Here is a 17,300-nt window from a genome sequence, read left to right on the forward strand (position 1 = left end):
GGTGTGAGCCTAGTATAGAGAAGTATTCGAAGATCACCCCTGAGTTCCTGAACTGAAAAAAGGAGTAAGTTCAGGCGCTTCATCCACGCTACGGATGACTAAGCGGGTTTCATGTTATTGCATGAACCTATTAGGGTGGTACCGCGGGATAACCTTCTCGTCCCTACTGTAAGAATGCAGTAGGGGCGAGAAGGTTTTTTGTTTTAACACGGTACTTTCGGTCATCTGTCACGTTGTATCGTAATGAAGGAGGAAAGATGATGAATTATAAAGACACGTTATTAATGCCGAAAACAGAGTTCCCGATGCGAGGAAATCTTCCTCAAAGAGAACCTGTCGTTCAAGACAAATGGAAAGAACTAAACATCTATGAAATGGTGTTGGAAAATACGAAAGATTTACCTCCGTTTATTCTGCATGACGGACCACCGTATGCCAATGGGGATATCCATATCGGACACGCAGAGAATAAGATCCTAAAAGATATTATCGTGCGCTTTAAATCTATGACAGGTCACTATGCTCCTTATGTTCCGGGGTGGGATACTCATGGGTTGCCGATTGAAACAGCACTAACGAAGAGCGGCAAAGTAAAACGCAAAGAACTAACTGTTGCAGAGTTCCGAAAGCTTTGTGAAGAGTATGCATTGAAGCAAGTTGATCATCAGCGTGAGCAGTTTAAACGTCTAGGTGTTCGTGGTGATTGGGATAACCCATATATCACATTAGATAAGGGGTACGAAGCTCGACAGATCGAAGTATTTGGCGAAATGGCAAAAAGAGATCTGATCTACAAAGGTCTAAAACCAGTATACTGGTCTCCATCATCTGAATCAGCATTAGCAGAAGCAGAGATCGAGTATCAGGATAAACGCTCAGCTTCAATCTATGTAGCGTTTGATGTAAAGGATGGAAAAGGTGTTCTTGATGCAGATGAGAAACTTGTAATCTGGACAACGACTCCATGGACGATTCCAGCAAACTTAGGCATCTCTGTTCATCCAGAATTAGATTACGTTTCAGTACAAACGGAAAATGGAAAATATGTTGTTGCTGAAGCCCTATTAGAATCTCTAACGAAAGAATTTGAGTGGGAACAAGCTGAAGTAGTGAAACGCTTTAAAGGTGCTGACATTGAGCATGCCGTAGCCAGTCATCCTTTATATGACCGTGATTCACTAGTCATGCTTGGCGATCATGTAACAACGGATGCAGGAACTGGCTGTGTTCATACAGCTCCTGGTCACGGTGAAGATGACTTTTTAGTAGGTAAGAAATATGGATTAGAAGTATTGTGTCCGGTTGATGATAGAGGTGTTATGACGAAGGAAGCACCTGGGTTTGAAGGTTTGTTCTACGATGAAGCGAATAAGCCGATTACAGAACAATTACAAGAAAAAGGTGCTCTTCTAAAGCTTTCATTCATCACTCACTCTTATCCACATGATTGGAGAACGAAAAAGCCGGTAATCTTCCGTGCAACTGCTCAATGGTTTGCTTCGATCAAAGGTATCCGTGAAGATATGCTTCGTGCGATCGAAGAAGTAAACTGGGTTCCAACTTGGGGTGAAACACGTCTACACAACATGATCAAAGATCGTGAAGACTGGTGTATCTCTCGTCAAAGAGCTTGGGGTGTTCCAATCCCAGTCTTTTACGGCGAAGATGGTGAGGCGATCCTTACAGAAGAAACGATTAGTCACGTTGTAGAATTGTTCAGAGAGCATGGATCAAACATCTGGTTTGAAAGAGAAGCAAAAGATCTACTTCCGGAAGGATTTACTTCTCCACATAGCCCGAACGGCCGTTTCTCTAAAGAAACGGATATCATGGACGTTTGGTTTGATTCAGGTACATCTCACTGGGGTGTTCTTGAAGAGAGAGAAAATTTAGTAAGACCTGCAGATCTTTACTTAGAAGGATCTGACCAATATCGTGGATGGTTTAACTCTTCTCTTTCTACATCTGTAGCAATCACAGGCAAAGCTCCTTACAAAGCAGTCTTAAGCCATGGTTTCGTTCTAGATGGAGAAGGACGTAAGATGAGTAAGTCAATTGGTAATACACTAGATCCGATCAAGGTGATGAAGCAGTTAGGTGCAGACATCATCCGCTTATGGGTATCTTCTGTTGATTATCAATCAGACGTTCGTGTATCGGACGACATCTTAAAACAAGTTGCTGAGGTTTACCGTAAGATCAGAAATACACTTCGTTTCTTGTTAGGTAACCTGCATGGTTTTGATCCGAAGCAGCATTCTGTGAAGTTTGAAGATATGCCTGATCTAGAAAAATACATGATGGTTAAACTGGATAAAGTAGTAGCTAAAGTAAAAAAAGCTTACGAGGAATATCAGTTTATCACGGTATATAATACGATTCACAACTTCTGTACGATTGAGTTGAGTTCATTCTATCTAGATATGGCAAAAGATACTTTATACATCCAAGCAGAGGACGATCATAAACGTCGCAGCATTCAAACTGTGCTTTATCAATCATTAATGGCACTTACAAAGCTTTCTGCTCCTGTTCTTTCTCATACGGCTGATGAAGTATGGGAATACATCCCTGGCGTTGATGAAGTGAGTGTTCAATTAACAACGATGCCAGAAGTGAAGAACTACCAAGGTACAGAAAAGCTTGAAAAAGACTGGGATGTATTCATGGATGTTCGTGATGAAGTATTAAAAGCACTTGAAGAAGCGAGAAGCAAAAAAACAATTGGTAAGTCACTAACTGCTTCCATCACTCTTTATCCGACAGAAGCATTAAAACCATGGTTAGAATCAGTAGAAGATCTGAATAAGCTCTTTATCGTTTCTAAAGCTGAAGTTGGAGGAGTTAAATCAGAAGCTCCTGAATCTGCAGGAGTGTATGAGCATGTAGCTGTTTCGGTAAGCTCGGCAGAAGGTGAAACATGCGAACGCTGCTGGGTTGTATCTGAAGATGTTGGTAAGAATGATAGCCATCCTACTCTTTGTGCAAGCTGTGCAGATATCGTTGAGAAGCATTACGCTTAACAATTTAAGACTGTTTTCTAAACGAATGTTGCTATAGATGTTCTCACTTTCGTTTTCTTCATTGAAGTTGATTGGAGTGCATGAGACCCTTAAGGGCGGAAAGCGGCAAGGGGCTCACCGGTCGCCCCGCGGAAAGCGAAGCAACCTGGAACGGAGATCAACTACTTACAAGAGCAACAAGGTTTACTCAAACAGTTAATATTAAGTAAATCCCGCATTTTGCGGGATTTTTTACTTGTTCCGGTGTACATCATTGATAACAGACACAAATTAAATTGTAGAACGTCCGATGGCTGTGCTACAATTCATAAAGACATTAATTTCTGTATCGGAGGAGTTCTATTGTTTTATTATCTTGTAGCTTTGTTAATCTTGGTAATCGATCAGGTAACAAAGTGGCTAATCGTAAAGAATATGGAATTAGGGCAATCTATTCCTGTTATTGATCAAGTATTCTACATAACCTCTCACCGAAACAGGGGAGCCGCTTTTGGAATTCTCCAAGATCAGCGATACTTTTTTATTATTATTACCGTAATAGTTGTAGGTGCAGTGATTTATTATCTACAAAAACATGCTCATGATACACTGCTTAAAACAGCGCTTGCTCTAGTCTTAGGGGGGGCTATTGGTAATTTTATCGATCGTTTGCTTCGCGGAGAAGTTGTTGATTTTCTGAATGTTTACATCGGCAGCTATGACTTCCCGATTTTTAATGTAGCCGACAGTGCACTTGTAGTCGGTGTTGGTTTGATTTTTATTCAAAGTTTTATGGAAAGCAAAAAGAAGGAGCCAGAAAATGAACAAATTTGAATATACGGTAACTCCTGAACAAGCAGGAAACCGTATTGATAAAGTTTTGTCTGATGTCCAAGATGATTGGTCACGATCTCAGATTCAAAACTGGATAAAAGATAAGATTGTGTTGTTAGAAGGAAAACCCGTAAAGTCTAATTATAAATGTGCAACTGGTGATGCGATAGAGATTGATATTCCAGAACCAGAAGTACTAGATGTTGTTCCAGAAGAGATGAATCTGGATATCGTCTTTGAAGATTCTGATGTACTCGTTGTAAATAAGCCTCGTGGGATGGTCGTACACCCCGCACCTGGCCATTACAGTGGAACACTTGTCAACGGACTAATGGCACACTGTAAAGACCTATCTGGAATCAATGGTGTACTTCGTCCAGGGATCGTCCACCGTATTGATAAAGATACATCTGGTTTATTGATGGTCGCAAAGAACGATAAGGCTCATGAATCACTTGTTAATCAGCTTAAGGCAAAAACAACAACACGTGTCTATAAAGCCATCGTTCATGGAGTGATGCCACATGACCAAGGAACGATTGATGCTCCGATCGGAAGAGACAAAAGTGATCGTCAAAAAATGACGGTAACAGATGAAAACAGCCGAGATGCTGTAACACACTTTAATGTGATCAAACGTTTTACAAATTACACGTTTGTCGAGTGTCAGCTAGAAACGGGGCGTACACACCAAATTCGTGTTCATATGAAATATATCGGATTTCCGTTAGCTGGAGATCCAAAGTATGGTCCTTCTAAGACTTTGCAAATCGAAGGTCAAGCGCTTCATGCACAAACGCTAGGTTTTGATCACCCAACAACAGGTGAATATATGGAGTTTGAGCGAGAAATACCAGCTGATATGGTTGAACTATTAGATCTATTAGAGAAAAGAAGTTGACAAACGTCTAAGGGTTTGTCATAATCAATGTAACTTAAATAGTCCTTTAACTTTAGTCCCGTGAGGCTGAGAAGGAAACGTTATTTATGAGAATTCTTTTAGGGTTTCTCTATCCTCTCGTCGTGCGTGACGGGAGGATTTTTTTTGGGGAATAACGGTTAAAGGCAACAAAAGGAGGGGTAGTTATGTCAAAGACAGTATTAATGGATGACCAAGCGATCAGAAGAGCTCTTACTCGAATCGCGCATGAAATTATCGAGCGTAATAAGGGAGTTAAAGACATCGTATTAGCTGGCATAAAAACCCGTGGTGAATTTCTTGCAAAGCGTCTTGCTGAACGCATCGAACAGATTGAAGGAAATGCTGTTTCAGTTGGTGTGATTGATATCACATTGTACCGAGATGATCTTAAGATCAAAACGGACAATTCTGAACCTGAAGTAAAAGGAACGGATATTCCAGTTGAAGTGACAGACAAAAAGATAATCCTAGTAGATGATGTTCTTTATACAGGTAGAACAGTTAGAGCGGGAATGGATGCCATCATGGATCTAGGACGAGCTTCTAACATACAGCTTGCGGTTCTCATTGACAGAGGACATAGAGAGCTTCCAATTCGAGCAGATTATGTTGGAAAGAATGTTCCAACATCAAGTGAAGAAATAATTTCCGCTTCTTTAATAGAAGTAGATGGGTTCGATGAAGTATCTATCTCAACAACTAAATAAGTCCCTTTAAATTCAGTCCAGAGAGGCTGGCAAGGGAGGTATTGATCAAGTGGCACGATACGTGTACACTTGTGCCTCCGCGGCCTCTTTTGCAAAAAGCAGAAGAGGTTTTTTTATTGCAAAGAGCTGAAAACTCTATATCCTTTGCAAAAATAAGTGTTACCAATCAGGAGGTCAATAATATGGAAAACCAGACTAAAGCGATTTTAGATGTACATGATAAACCATCACCCGTTCAGTGGTTAACATTGAGCCTGCAGCACTTGTTCGCGATGTTTGGCGCTACAGTGCTAGTACCATTCTTAGTGGGACTTCACCCGGGTGTAGCACTCGTATCAAGTGGACTTGCAACGTTAGCTTATCTCTTAGTAACAAAAGGACAAATTCCTGCTTATCTCGGATCAAGTTTTGCTTTTATCACACCGATCTTAACGGTTAAAGCTTTTGGAGGGCCAGAGGCAGCAATGCTCGGAAGCTTTTTAGCTGGATTAGTTTACGGAGTGGTAGCACTTTTGATTAAAGGATTCGGTTTTAAGTGGCTTATGAGAGTTTTACCGCCTGTAGTAGTCGGTCCGGTAATCATCGTAATCGGTTTAGGGTTAGCAAATGTAGCAGTTGGTATGGCGATGAACGATCCGGCAACAGAAAAATATAGCTTGATGCACTTTACGGTAGCCTTATTTACTCTCGCGGTAACAATCATTTGCTCGATCTTCTTTAGAGGGATTTTAGGAATCATTCCGATTCTGATTGGAATCATTGCCGGCTTTACCTTTGCATACTTCAGAGGAATCGTAGATTTTTCGAAAGTAGCAGAAGCGAAGTGGATTCAAGCACCAGATTTCTTCGTACCTTTTGTAAACTATACACCTGACTTTACGTGGAGTATCGCTATGATCATGATGCCAGTTGCTGCGGTAACGATTGCAGAACATATCGGACACCAGCTCGTACTTTCAAAAGTAGTCGGGAGAAACTTTATTGAAAAGCCAGGTCTTCATCGCTCGATCTTAGGAGATGGAATGGGCGTAATCATCGGCTCTTTAATCGGAGGACCTCCTGTAACAACGTATGGTGAAAATATTGGAGTGTTAGCGATCACTCGCGTATATTCGGTCTTCGTGATCGGAGGAGCAGCCGTAACAGCGATTCTGTTTGGCTTCTCTGGGAAAGTAACCGCACTGATCAGTACGATTCCAACAGCGGTTATGGGAGGAGTCTCCATCCTCTTATTCGGAATCATCGCTTCATCAGGCTTACGAATGTTAGTAGACAACAATATCGATTTTGGAAATAAAAGAAACTTGATCATCTCATCAGTCATTTTAGTAACAGGTATTGGTGGAGCAGCATTAAAAATTAATGCAAACTTTGAAATTGCTGGTATGGCTTTAGCAACTCTTATTGGTATCGTTTTAAACCTAGTGCTCCCAGGACGAGAGAATGACAAAGATTTGATAAACAAGATGTTCAAAACAAACGATAACGACACAGCCGCATAAAACACCTTTTAACTAAGTACGAGAGACTTAAAAGGGTGACGACAAGAGAGGAACGATGTTCTTCTTCTGTTAAGAGCACCCTGAAAATATTTCAGGGTGCTATTTTTATGTCAAAAGGAGAGAGTAGCATGAAACATTTACTAACAATGAATGAGTTATCGATTGAAGACATTCAATTCATATTGAGAAAAGCAGAAGAGTTTAAAAGCGGAAAGCAAGACGAGATCTTCAAACAAAAGTTGATCGCAAATTTATTTTTTGAGCCAAGTACAAGAACTAGGTTTAGCTTTGAAGCGGCAGAACACAGACTTGGCATGAAACCTTTAAACGTAGAAGTAAACGGTTCATCCGTGCAAAAGGGCGAGACGCTTTATGATACGTTACGAACGCTAGAGGAAATAGGAGTGGAGGCATTTGTTATCAGGCATCCCGAAGATCGCTATTTCGACGGCTTAGCTGAAAAAATAAATGTTCCGATCATCAATGCTGGTGATGGATGTGGCAATCACCCGACCCAATCTCTGTTAGATCTTTTGACGATACAACAAGAATTTATTGTACTGCAAGGATTAACCGTTGTAATTGTAGGTGATATCCTACATAGCCGTGTTGCTCGCTCAAACGCAGAAGTCCTCCGAAAGATGGGAGCGAAAGTATTATTTTCAGGACCAGAAGAATGGTTCGTAGATGAATGGAAAGACGATTTCATCCCAATGGATGAGGCGGTCGAACAAGCTGATGCACTTATGATGCTCAGAATACAACACGAAAGACATAGCGCGTCAATGCATCTCACGAAAGAAGATTATCATCAGCAATATGGTTTAACGGTTGAAAGAGAAAAAAGGATGAAAGCACACAGCATTATCATGCACCCAGCTCCTGTAAATCGAGGCGTTGAAATAGCAGATGAACTTGTTGAGTGTGAACGCTCAAGAATATTTAAGCAAGTACAGAATGGTGTTTTTATTCGAATGGCGGTATTGAGATGGGCATTGAATACGAATCAGGAGGCTATTAACGATGAGCTACTTATTAAAAAACGCTAAGATTCTAGACGGAAACAACAATCTTGTGCAAACGGATATCTTAATTGTGGATAACAGAATTCAAAAGGTAGAGAAAGATATCGCGATAGAGAATCATGAAGTGTTTGATGTTGCAGGAAAGTTAGTAACACCAGGATTTGTAGATCTTCATGTTCACTTGAGAGAGCCTGGTGGCGAACATAAAGAGACCATCGCATCAGGAACGAAAGCAGCCGTAAAAGGTGGCTATACAACTCTGGCTGCGATGCCAAACACGCGACCTGTACCAGATAGCAAGGAAACATTAGCTCTTGTACAGAGTAAGATCAAAGACACGGCAAACTGCAGAGTACTTCCTTACGCATCGATTACTACGAGACAGATTGGGAGTGAACTCACAGACTTTGAAACACTTCTAGAGGGTGGCGCATTCGCTTTTACGGATGATGGAGTGGGAGTGCAGTCAGCGGGGATGATGCTTAACGCGATGAAGGAGGCAAATCGCTATGGTGCTGTCATCGTAGCACATTGTGAAGACAACACGCTTCTTCCTATAGGAGGTGCTTTCCACGAAGGTGAGTTTACGAAAAAAGAAAATCTGCCTGGAATTCCGTCCGTTAGTGAATCTGTACACATCGCACGTGATGTATTACTCGCTGAAGCGGCAGATGCTAGATATCACGTTTGTCACGTGAGTACGAAAGAATCAGTTCGAGTCATAAGAGATGCGAAATCTGCAGGAATTAAAGTCACTGCAGAAGTTACGCCTCATCATTTGATCTTAAGCGATAAAGACATTAAGGGTAACGATACACACTATAAAATGAATCCTCCTTTAAGAAGTGAGGCTGATCGCCAGGCTCTAATAGAAGGACTAAAAGATGGCACGCTAGATTTTATCGCAACTGATCATGCTCCACATAGTGAAGAAGAGAAAGCACAGAATGTTGAACTTGCACCTTTTGGAATCGTGGGCCTAGAGACTGCTTTTCCTCTGCTATATACAGAGCTTGTTGTGAAAAAGAAATGTTTCACGCTACAAGAACTTGTGGACAAGATGACGAAGAAGCCTTCTGAAAGCTTTAATCTGCCATATGGAAGACTTAAAGAAGGATCACTTGCAGACCTTACAATCATCGATCTAGAAAAAGAAGAAACAATCAATGCTAAGGATTTTGTATCTAAAGGAAAGAACACACCGTTTGACGGCTGGAACTGCATAGGATGGCCGGTTGCGACCATATTTGGAGGAAAGTTTGTTTATCAACGAGAGGAGAGCTTAGTATGAAACGCTACTTAATTTTAGAAGATGGAACGATTTTTAACGGATTAGCTTTTGGTTCACAACGCGAATCTAGTGGAGAGGTAGTATTCACAACGAGTATGACAGGATATCAAGAAGTGATGACGGATCCCTCATACTGTGATCAAATTATCTGCTTTACGTATCCACTAGTGGGGAACTACGGAATCAATCGTTCAGACTACGAATCGATCCGTCCTGCAACGAGCGGAATCATTGTGAATGAGCATGCTGAGTTTCCAAACCATCATGAGGGCATGCAATCCCTAAGCAGCTGGCTGACAGCCAAAGATATTCCTGGATTATATGGTATTGACACACGTAAACTTACAAGAAAAATCCGACAGCACGGAACGCTAAAAGGTAGAATGACAAATTCTATAGAAAATGCTGAAGAAGTGATAAAGAACTTGAATGCAGAAGAGAGAATAACGAATCAAGTAACAAAAGTATCAACAAAAACACCCTATCACTTACCAAACAGCGGTTACCGAGTAGTAGTCGTAGATTTTGGAGTGAAAAGTGGAATGTTACGAGAGTTATCTAGAAGATTATGTGATGTGATCGTTGTTCCGCACAACACATCTGCAGCGGATATCATTCGTCTTCAGCCTGATGGTGTGCTCTTGAGTAACGGACCTGGAGATCCAAAAGACGTCCACTCAGGAATAACGATGATTCAAGAGCTTTTAAAAAATAACATCCCGATCTTAGGGATCTGTTTAGGGCATCAGCTATTAGCGCTTGCATGCGGTGCTGATACTGAAAAGCTAAAGTTCGGACACCGAGGTTCTAACCATCCTGTAAAAGATCTTGAGACAGGTAAAATTGCGCTCACCTCACAAAACCATGGTTATGCAGTAACAGAAGAGTCTCTAAGAAATTCAGAGTTAGTTCTAACACACCAAGCGGTAAACGATGGAACGGTTGAAGGGTTAAAACATAATATGAAGCCAGCGTTTTCTATTCAGTATCATCCAGAAGCATCGCCAGGACCACAAGATTCAAATCCGATCTTTGATGATTTCATGAACATGATTAAAACAACTAAGAAAGAAGGTTTGATGCAATATGCCTAAACGACATGACATCCGAAAAATTCTAGTGATTGGTTCCGGACCAATCGTGATTGGACAAGCTGCAGAATTTGATTATGCGGGTACACAAGCTTGCCAAGCCTTAAAAGAAGAAGGATATGAAGTTGTTCTAGTTAACTCTAATCCTGCAACGATCATGACTGATCCTAATATGGCGGATAAAGTTTACATCGAACCTCTAAATCTTGAGTTTGTTTCTCGAATCATCCGTCAAGAACGACCAGATGGACTACTTGCCACACTTGGCGGACAAACTGGTCTTAACCTAGCAGTAGAGCTTTTTAATTCAGGCGTTCTCGAGGAATACAACGTAGAACTATTAGGAACAAAGCTTCCTTCTATCCAACAAGCGGAAGACCGTGACTTGTTCAGAGAATTAATGAGAGAGTTGAACGAGCCAGTTCCTGAGAGTGCAATCGTTCATAACATGGAAGAAGCAAGAGAGTTCGTTGCCGAGAATGGCTATCCGGTAATCATCCGTCCTGCGTTTACACTTGGTGGGACAGGTGGCGGAATCGTAACAAATGAAGAAGAGTTCTTGGAGATTACGCCATCCGGATTGCATGCAAGTCCTGTAGGACAAGTATTAATCGAAAAAAGTATCGCAGGATTCAAAGAGATCGAATATGAAGTGATGCGTGATAAAAACGATACGGCAATCGTTGTGTGTAATATGGAAAACATTGACCCAGTAGGAATTCATACCGGTGACTCGATTGTGGTAGCACCAAGTCAAACATTGACGGATAGAGACTATCAACTTTTACGAAACGCATCATTAAGAATTATTAGAGCGTTAAAAATTGAGGGAGGCTGTAACGTACAGCTCGCTCTAGACCCAGAAAGCTCACAATATTATGTGATCGAAGTAAATCCGCGTGTAAGCCGCTCGTCCGCTTTAGCTTCTAAAGCGACAGGTTATCCGATCGCGAAGTTAGCAGCAAAGATCGCAGTAGGCTACACACTAGATGAGATTAAAAACCCAGTGACGGGAACTACTTATGCATGTTTCGAGCCGGCACTTGATTATATCGTTTCAAAGATTCCAAGATGGCCGTTTGATAAGTTCGAAGGAGCGAACCGTAAGCTTGGAACACAGATGAAAGCGACAGGGGAAGTTATGGCGATCGGACGAAACTTTGAAGAGTCCCTTTTAAAAGCGGTACGATCTCTTGAGATTTCCGCATTCCACCTTGATGTTAAAGAGAAAAACTTAACAGAATCTGAAGTACAAGAAAAAATCTTGAGAGCAGATGATGAAAGGCTGTTCTATATTGCTGAAGCACTAAGAATGGGGATTACTGTAGTACAGATACATGAATGGACAAAAATTGATTATTTCTTCTTAGAAAAGCTGCATGGCATCATTTTATTAGAGAAACGAGTAAAAGAACGTAAGAAAGATGCAGTCATTTTAAAGAAAGCAAAAGAAAAAGGATTTAGCGATCGTTGGATTGCAGAAGCTTGGGAAATGGACGAGTATGATCTGTATCAGTTCCGATTGAACGAGAGAATCAAGCCGGTCTTCAAGATGGTTGACACGTGTGCGGCAGAGTTTGAATCCGCTACACCTTATTATTACGGCACTTATGCAGAAGAAGATGAGTCAATCATCACTGACAAAAAGAGTGTAGTCGTTCTAGGGTCTGGTCCGATCAGAATCGGACAAGGTATTGAGTTTGATTATGCGACCGTTCATACGGTATGGGCGATCCAAGAAGCAGGTTATGAAGCAATCATCATCAATAACAATCCAGAAACAGTTTCAACTGACTTTAGCATGTCTGACAAGCTCTATTTCGAACCGCTAACTGTAGAAGATGTTATGCATGTAATCGATCATGAGAAGCCAGAAGGCGTTATCGTACAATTCGGTGGTCAAACAGCGATCAACCTCTCAGAAGAGCTTGAAAGAAGAGGAATTAAAATTCTCGGAACATCTTTAGACAGCATGGACCTAGCTGAAGATAGAGAGCGATTTGAACAAGTAATGAAACAACTAGAGATTCCGCAACCGGCTGGAAAAACAGCATTTTCCGTTAATGATGCCGTTACTATCGCGAATTCAATCGGATATCCTGTTCTCGTTCGTCCGTCATACGTGCTTGGTGGTAGAGCAATGGAGATCGTGTACCAAGAAAGCGAGCTTCTTCAGTATATGGAAAACGCAGCTAAAGTAAATCCCGATCATCCGGTACTAGTCGATAGATATTTGGAAGGAAAAGAGATTGAAGTAGATGCGATCTCAGACGGACAAGATGTTTTCATTCCAGGAATGATGGAGCATATAGAGCGTGCAGGTGTTCACTCTGGAGATTCAATCGCCGTTTATCCTCCTCAAACGCTGCCTGAAGAGATCAAACAGAAAATCATTGACAGAACGATTTCAATCGCAAAAGGTTTGAAAATCATCGGACTTTTGAACATCCAGTTCGTTTGGCATAAGAATGAAGTGTATGTACTTGAAGTGAATCCGCGCTCAAGCCGTACAGTGCCATTTTTAAGTAAGATAACGGGTGTACCGATGGCTAACGTCGCTACAAAAGTCATTTTAGGTGAGAATCTAGTTAGTCAAGGATACGAAACAGGCTATCAGAAGGAAGCAGATGAAGTTTCCGTTAAGGTTCCTGTGTTCTCGTTCGCTAAACTACGTCGTGTGGATACGTATTTAGGACCTGAGATGAAATCTACAGGTGAAGTCATGGGAAGAGATAAGAATCTTCAAAAAGCACTATACAAAGGCTTGATCGCATCTGGTATGAAAATTCCAACGCACGGAACTGTACTCTTTACGGTAGCAGATAAAGACAAAGAAGAAGCGCTTGAGATGGTGAAGAGATTTTATGAGATCGGTTATACAATTATGGCAACTGAAGGAACCGCGAACATCATTGAACAAGAAGGTATCCCAGTAGACGTTGTTGGCAAGATCGGATCTGAAGGAAGAAATCTACTTGATGTTATTCGTAAAGACGAAGCGCAATTTGTAGTGAACACGTTAACAAAAGGGAAGATTCCGGCGAGAGACGGATTCCGCATTCGAAGAGAATGCGCAGAGAACGGAGTGGTATGTTTGACAAACTTAGATACGTCAGTCGCTCTATTAGAAGTGCTTGAGTCTATCTCGTTTTCAGCACACGCACTCTCAGCATTCACAAAAAAAGACAAGGTGCTCGTATGAAGAAGCACTTGTTGAACGTTACATCGAACATAGAGATCGCTAGAAATATATTTGAGATGAAATTGACTGGCTCTGGTGTAGGTAGCATGACTACACCTGGTCAGTTTCTCCATGTCTCTGTAGGAAATCATTCTTCAAAACTATTACGCCGACCACTTTCGATCTGTGATGTCGATCTTGACCGAGAAGAAGTAACACTCTTGTACCGTGCACAAGGCGAAGGTACAAAACAGCTTAGTCAAAAATCAGCAGGTGAAGTTGTAGATGTACTAGGTCCGCTAGGTAACGGATTTGAATTGGCTGAAATGGATAAAAACAAAAACGCACTGCTCATTGGGGGAGGAATAGGAGTGCCCCCCCTGTATTACCTTGGTAAACATTTAAAGAAAAAAGGAATAGAAGTAACATTTATTCTAGGTTATCAATCTATTGAAGACAGCTTCTACATCGAAAAGTTCAAAGATATCGGAGAAACCATCGTGACTACCGTTGATGGATCTCTCGGAATAAAAGGATTTGTAACAGACGCGATGATGAACGTCGTTGAAAATGAACCTGTTATCTACTCTGTTGGACCGGCGATCATGCTGAAAGCAGTTGAAGAGAGAGCGGTAGGCCTTCGGGGATATCTTTCGTTAGAAGAACGAATGGGCTGTGGAATAGGCGCATGTTTTGCCTGTGTATGTCCAACCGAAACGAGAGAATCAGGATATGTGAAAATCTGCAGTGATGGGCCGGTATTTAAGATGGGGGAGGTTGTACTATGAGTAGGCTGCATGTTTCATTGCCAGGGTTAAATATGAAAAATCCTATCCTTCCTGCATCCGGCTGTTTTGGATTCGGAAAAGAATATGCCAAGTGGTATGACTTAAGTGTACTAGGTGGTATTACGATAAAAGCAGCTACTCTAGAGGGACGTTTCGGTAATCCTACCCCTCGAGTAGCTGAAACAGAAAGCGGAATGTTAAATGCTATCGGACTTCAAAACCCAGGCGTAAAGAAAATTATAGAAAATGAAATTCCTGCTTTGGAACCTTATAACATTCCAATCTTAGCTAATATAGCCGGTTCAACAGAAGAAGAGTATATCGAAGTTACAAGACAAATCTCTTCATCTGCTCGAGTGTCTGCTGTAGAACTTAACATTTCGTGTCCAAACGTGAAAGAAGGCGGAATTCAATTTGGCACACATTACAAATCTGCTGCAGATCTGACAAGAAAAGTGAAAGCCGTATCTGAAAAACCCGTTTATGTGAAACTCTCGCCCAATGTCTCTAACATTGTTGAGATGGCACAAGCAGTAGAGGAAGCAGGCGCTGATGGTCTTTCGATGATCAACACACTAGTTGGTATGAAGCTCGATTGGAGAACAGGTCATCCAACTTTGGCAAATAAGACGGGCGGACTTTCAGGGCCAGCCATAAAACCTGTAGCCATTCGCATGATCTATGAAGTAAGTCAAAAGGTATCACTTCCGATTATCGGTATGGGCGGTGTCAGCACAGCAGAAGATGTTCTTGAGATGATGTCTGCTGGTGCATCAGCTGTTGCAGTCGGTACTGCAAACTTTGTAAATCCTTATGTTTGTCCCGAGATCATCGAGCAACTTCCTAAGCTGTTAGATGAAATTGGTGTAGAAAATATTAGTGAGATGACAGGAAGGAGTACGAAGCAATGGAAAACCCCGTTATCATCGCGTTAGATTTTAAGAATGCAGATCAAGCTAAATCCTTCCTATCAAGCTTTGAAGGACAGTCTCCATATGTGAAAGTGGGTATGGAACTTTTTTATGCAGAAGGACCTTCATTTATCAAATGGCTGAAAGAAAAAAACTTTCGTATCTTCTTGGATTTAAAACTACATGATATTCCGACTACTGTTCATAAAGCCATGAATGTCCTCGGTGGACTCAATATTGACATGGTGAATGTTCATGCCGCAGGCGGAACTCAAATGATGAGAGCTGCAAAAGAAGGTTTACTAGCAGCAGGTGCTCATCATACAAAATTAATTGCGGTCACACAGCTTACAAGTACAACAGAAAAAGTATTGAACGAAGAGCTCTTGATTAAGGATGTTGATATGAAAGAGTGTGTGACTCATTATGCAGAACTTGCGAAAAAGGCAGGATTAGATGGTGTCGTTTGCTCCGTACAAGAAGCTATGAAGATCAAAGAGGTTTGTGGAAAGAACTTTTTGACTGTCACTCCAGGGATTCGTCCCGGCGGCGCTGATACACATGACCAAGCTCGTGTTGCCACACCAAGAGAAGCTGCGTTAAAAGGATCGGATTATATGGTGATCGGCAGAAGTATCACCCAATCAGACACACCTGTTACAACTTATTCTGAAATACTAAAAGAATGGAGAGATAGTCATGAAAACTACAACTTCCCAACATTTGCTTAACATTGAGGCCGTAACTCTGTCACCAGAAAATCCATACACGTGGTCCTCTGGGATGAAGTCTCCCATTTATTGCGATAACCGGTTGATTATTGCGTATCCTGAGATTCGTAAACAAGTAGCTGGAGAGCTTTCCGCGTTAATAGAGAAGCATTACCCAGAAGCTGATCTTATCGCAGGAACAGCAACAGCAGGTATTCCTCATGCTGCTTTCGTAGCTGATCAGATGGAATTACCAATGTGTTACGTAAGATCTAGTGCGAAAGCTCATGGAAAAACGAATCAGATTGAAGGGTTAACGGATAAAAGTAAGAAGGCAGTAGTTGTTGAAGACTTGATCTCAACCGGCAAAAGCTCTATTCAATCCGTACTTGCTCTTCGTGAAGCAGGGATAGAAGTGCTCGGTGTTGTAGCCATTTTTAGTTATGGTCTGAAAAAGGCTGATGTAGCACTCGGTGAGTTGGATATTTCTTTTCAAACCGTAACAAACTTTAGTACATTAATAGAGGAAGCACAAGAAAGCGGAAAGATAAGTGAACAAGGGCTTTCTTTATTAAAAGAATGGCAACAAGACCCAGAACACTGGGGAGCTGCCTCTTTTTCCAAATAGTTTTCTTAAGGAGATTAACATTTTGAGAAAAATGAACGGTGAAGAATTTGATGAGCTTGTTTCCTTTTTTGATAGCATGGCAAGGACGACTTGGCTTAAGGAAGTTCATGATCATTTAAAAGAAGTAACAGGGTCATGGAGTGAAAAAGACGTTCTAGATGTGGGATGCGGAACGGGAAGATTGCTGTTGCGTGGAGCTGAGGAAGCAAATCGGCTTGTCGGCGTAGATTTGTCTTCAGAGATGATCAAGGCTAGTATTCAGCAGTTCTTTTATCATGAATTAAGTGGTAAAAGTGAGTTTATCGTTGCAGATGCAGAGAATCTTCCGTTTACAGATCATTCGTTTGATCTAGCATTATCCACCTGTGTGATGTTTTTATTGCCCGATCCAGCTAAAGGAATCCATGAGGTTCATCGCGTTCTAAAAGATGATGGTCAAATCGTCATGCTGAATCCGAGTGGAAAAATGAGTCAAGAAAACGCTGCTTCTTACGCAAAGGAGCATGACATTTTAGGGTTCGAACGAACAGCCCTATTAAAATGGTCAAATGTGAGTACGAGAAGACATCGTTATTCAACAGATGAAATGACAGAATTACTCCACAACCTAAAATTTACTGAGGTTCAACATCATGAAGTGTTAGGTGGCTTAGCCATTATCAGTAAAGCAAAAAAAGCGCAGAACAGCTAAATCCAAGCTGCTCTGCG

The 17,300-nt window shown here is 41.4% G+C and carries 14 protein-coding genes and 1 other annotated feature (1 of these 15 cut by a window edge); all 14 genes read left to right on the forward strand.

All coding sequences use genetic code 11. The features are described from left to right. Positions 1-168 (forward strand) — a binding site (T-box leader); it begins 58 nt to the left of the window's first position. A gap of 92 nt (positions 169-260) precedes the next feature. The 14 genes from ileS (at position 261) to I5J82_RS05470 (ending at position 17,283) form a co-directional block, all read left to right on the forward strand. Then, entirely contained in the window at positions 261-3,023 is a 2,763-nt protein-coding gene (gene ileS / locus I5J82_RS05405; protein ID WP_198766980.1) for an isoleucine--tRNA ligase, read from the forward strand. 342 nt (positions 3,024-3,365) lie between these two features. Next, complete coding sequence (gene lspA / locus I5J82_RS05410) at positions 3,366-3,836, forward strand: signal peptidase II (protein WP_198766981.1); 471 nt, start codon at positions 3,366-3,368, stop codon at positions 3,834-3,836. Further along, the gene (locus I5J82_RS05415) at positions 3,823-4,737 is read left to right on the forward strand and encodes an RluA family pseudouridine synthase (RefSeq protein ID WP_198766982.1); all 915 of its coding nucleotides are present in this window, start codon (positions 3,823-3,825) and stop codon (positions 4,735-4,737) included. Before lspA ends, I5J82_RS05415 begins: the two co-directional genes overlap by 14 nt. Positions 4,738-4,922: 185 nt before the next feature. Beyond that, positions 4,923-5,465 (forward strand): bifunctional pyr operon transcriptional regulator/uracil phosphoribosyltransferase PyrR, encoded by a 543-nt coding sequence (gene pyrR / locus I5J82_RS05420; protein ID WP_197127665.1) that lies wholly within the window; start codon positions 4,923-4,925, stop codon positions 5,463-5,465. 182 nt (positions 5,466-5,647) lie between these two features. After that, positions 5,648-6,967, forward strand: a complete 1,320-nt coding sequence (locus I5J82_RS05425; protein WP_198766983.1) for a solute carrier family 23 protein — start codon at positions 5,648-5,650, stop codon at positions 6,965-6,967. 128 nt (positions 6,968-7,095) lie between these two features. After that, positions 7,096-8,016: an aspartate carbamoyltransferase catalytic subunit gene (locus I5J82_RS05430; RefSeq protein WP_198766984.1), complete on the forward strand. Its 921-nt coding sequence runs from the start codon at positions 7,096-7,098 to the stop codon at positions 8,014-8,016. After that, complete coding sequence (locus tag I5J82_RS05435; protein ID WP_198766985.1) at positions 7,991-9,283, forward strand: dihydroorotase; 1,293 nt, start codon at positions 7,991-7,993, stop codon at positions 9,281-9,283. Before I5J82_RS05430 ends, I5J82_RS05435 begins: the two co-directional genes overlap by 26 nt. Further along, the gene (locus I5J82_RS05440; RefSeq protein ID WP_198766986.1) at positions 9,280-10,377 is read left to right on the forward strand and encodes a carbamoyl phosphate synthase small subunit; all 1,098 of its coding nucleotides are present in this window, start codon (positions 9,280-9,282) and stop codon (positions 10,375-10,377) included. The genes I5J82_RS05435 and I5J82_RS05440 overlap by 4 nt, the downstream gene beginning before the upstream one ends. Further along, positions 10,370-13,576, forward strand: coding sequence for a carbamoyl-phosphate synthase large subunit (gene carB, locus I5J82_RS05445; protein ID WP_198766987.1), 3,207 nt, complete (start codon positions 10,370-10,372; stop codon positions 13,574-13,576). The genes I5J82_RS05440 and carB overlap by 8 nt, the downstream gene beginning before the upstream one ends. Next, a complete protein-coding gene (locus I5J82_RS05450) occupies positions 13,573-14,343 on the forward strand; it encodes a dihydroorotate dehydrogenase electron transfer subunit (protein WP_198766988.1) in 771 nt (256 codons plus the stop codon). Before carB ends, I5J82_RS05450 begins: the two co-directional genes overlap by 4 nt. Beyond that, entirely contained in the window at positions 14,340-15,278 is a 939-nt protein-coding gene (locus I5J82_RS05455; RefSeq protein ID WP_198766989.1) for a dihydroorotate dehydrogenase, read from the forward strand. Before I5J82_RS05450 ends, I5J82_RS05455 begins: the two co-directional genes overlap by 4 nt. Beyond that, positions 15,251-15,985: an orotidine-5'-phosphate decarboxylase gene (gene pyrF, locus I5J82_RS05460; RefSeq protein ID WP_198766990.1), complete on the forward strand. Its 735-nt coding sequence runs from the start codon at positions 15,251-15,253 to the stop codon at positions 15,983-15,985. Before I5J82_RS05455 ends, pyrF begins: the two co-directional genes overlap by 28 nt. Further along, positions 15,954-16,592: an orotate phosphoribosyltransferase gene (gene pyrE, locus I5J82_RS05465; RefSeq protein WP_198766991.1), complete on the forward strand. Its 639-nt coding sequence runs from the start codon at positions 15,954-15,956 to the stop codon at positions 16,590-16,592. The genes pyrF and pyrE overlap by 32 nt, the downstream gene beginning before the upstream one ends. 31 nt (positions 16,593-16,623) lie before the next feature. Further along, positions 16,624-17,283 (forward strand): class I SAM-dependent methyltransferase, encoded by a 660-nt coding sequence (locus tag I5J82_RS05470; RefSeq protein ID WP_233096568.1) that lies wholly within the window; start codon positions 16,624-16,626, stop codon positions 17,281-17,283. Positions 17,284-17,300: the final 17 nt, after the last annotated feature.

The organism is Fictibacillus halophilus, from assembly GCF_016401385.1.
GTDB lineage: Bacteria > Bacillota > Bacilli > Bacillales > Fictibacillaceae > Fictibacillus > Fictibacillus halophilus.

Excerpts from the sequence above, each read along its gene's own strand:
- I5J82_RS05425 (WP_198766983.1), top strand. The coding sequence starts at position 5,648 with ATGGAAAACCAGACTAAAGCGATTTTAGATGTACATGATAAACCATCA.
- pyrF (WP_198766990.1), top strand. The coding sequence starts at position 15,251 with ATGGAAAACCCCGTTATCATCGCGTTAGATTTTAAGAATGCAGATCAA.
- I5J82_RS05470 (WP_233096568.1), top strand. The coding sequence starts at position 16,624 with ATGAACGGTGAAGAATTTGATGAGCTTGTTTCCTTTTTTGATAGCATG.
- I5J82_RS05455 (WP_198766989.1), top strand. The coding sequence starts at position 14,340 with ATGAGTAGGCTGCATGTTTCATTGCCAGGGTTAAATATGAAAAATCCT.
- ileS (WP_198766980.1), top strand. The coding sequence starts at position 261 with ATGAATTATAAAGACACGTTATTAATGCCGAAAACAGAGTTCCCGATG.
- pyrE (WP_198766991.1), top strand. The coding sequence starts at position 15,954 with ATGAAAACTACAACTTCCCAACATTTGCTTAACATTGAGGCCGTAACT.
- I5J82_RS05450 (WP_198766988.1), top strand. The coding sequence starts at position 13,573 with ATGAAGAAGCACTTGTTGAACGTTACATCGAACATAGAGATCGCTAGA.
- carB (WP_198766987.1), top strand. The coding sequence starts at position 10,370 with ATGCCTAAACGACATGACATCCGAAAAATTCTAGTGATTGGTTCCGGA.
- I5J82_RS05415 (WP_198766982.1), top strand. The coding sequence starts at position 3,823 with ATGAACAAATTTGAATATACGGTAACTCCTGAACAAGCAGGAAACCGT.
- I5J82_RS05440 (WP_198766986.1), top strand. The coding sequence starts at position 9,280 with ATGAAACGCTACTTAATTTTAGAAGATGGAACGATTTTTAACGGATTA.
- pyrR (WP_197127665.1), top strand. The coding sequence starts at position 4,923 with ATGTCAAAGACAGTATTAATGGATGACCAAGCGATCAGAAGAGCTCTT.
- I5J82_RS05435 (WP_198766985.1), top strand. The coding sequence starts at position 7,991 with ATGAGCTACTTATTAAAAAACGCTAAGATTCTAGACGGAAACAACAAT.
- I5J82_RS05430 (WP_198766984.1), top strand. The coding sequence starts at position 7,096 with ATGAAACATTTACTAACAATGAATGAGTTATCGATTGAAGACATTCAA.